This is a genomic window from Aeromonas genomosp. paramedia, assembly GCF_023093515.1.
Taxonomy (GTDB): Bacteria; Pseudomonadota; Gammaproteobacteria; order Enterobacterales; family Aeromonadaceae; genus Aeromonas.
The window spans coordinates 1-211 of sequence record NZ_JAAROG010000084.1 but is presented as its reverse complement, the minus strand read 5'-3'; the positions used below and the strand labels follow the sequence as shown (position 1 = coordinate 211).

Sequence of the window (211 nt, the reverse complement as noted above, 5' to 3'; positions counted from 1 at the left end):
CTAATTACCCGTGAGGCTTAACCATACAACACCCAAGAAGTGTTCTAAGGCTTGTAGCAAATACCAAGCGAACTACTCAAATTCAGTGATAGTGACAAGCCAAACGCAACATCACTACTCACGTCAGTTTTCCAAGATTGAAGAATTTGCCTGGCGGCCATAGCGCCGTGGAACCACCTGATCCCATGCCGAACTCAGAAGTGAAACGCGG

Annotated in this window: 1 rRNA gene; it reads left to right on the top strand. The window is 47.4% G+C overall.

Annotated elements, in window-relative coordinates:
* Positions 1-149 precede the first annotated feature (149 nt).
* Positions 150-211: ribosomal RNA gene (rrf, locus tag HB860_RS22135) — 5S ribosomal RNA — on the top strand; the annotation flags it as partial.